A 679-nucleotide genomic window follows, 5' to 3' on the forward strand; every position below is an offset into this window, starting at 1 on the left:
AATCAAACCATTGTTGATCTGTCCAAACCAAGCGATCAGTCCAATCCCACGCCTTTCCTACAAACGAATACAGGAATTGATTGAACGGTGCTTGGTTATGTTTTACTTCTTCCAATACATATTCGCTATCTGCAGTGGTCATTACATAAGCAGGCGGTGTATGCATCTCAAGATAGTAAACGATTTCTTCCATTAGTATTACGCCTGAATCGACGCCAAGATGCTCTCTAAAGCCTCTAATGGCGATTGAGCTTGCGTAATAGGCCTACCTATCACTAAGTAATCAGAGCCCGCTTCTAACGCTTGCTGAGGAGTCATAATACGCTTCTGATCGCCTTTATCAGCCGTTGCAGGACGAATCCCTGGCGTAACTAACTTAAACTCAGAACCTAACGACTGCTTTAACTGACTCGCTTCTTGAGATGAACATACCACGCCATCGAGACCAGAGTCTTTCGTTAAAGATGCCAAACGCATAACCTGCTCTAGCGGCGGAACATCTATCCCTACGCCGGCAAGATCCGCTTGCTCCATACTTGTCAGTACAGTCACGCCAATCAATAAGGGGCGACTTGAATAGGCACTCAACTTCTCAGCGCATGCTTCCATCATTCTTTGGCCACCGCTCGCATGCACATTTACCATCCATACGCCCATATCTGCCGCAACTCCAACCGCT

At 46.7% G+C, this 679-nt stretch carries 1 protein-coding gene and 1 pseudogene; both read right to left on the minus strand.

From position 1 onward, the window contains the following. Positions 1–193: pseudogene (locus tag A3739_RS03335) on the minus strand (GNAT family N-acetyltransferase); the annotation flags it as partial. Positions 194–198: 5 nt separating this feature from the next. Beyond that, a partial coding sequence (gene pyrF / locus A3739_RS03340; RefSeq protein WP_068500306.1) for an orotidine-5'-phosphate decarboxylase occupies positions 199–679 on the minus strand: 481 nt, incomplete at its 5' end.

Source organism: Oleiphilus sp. HI0067, from assembly GCF_001635735.1.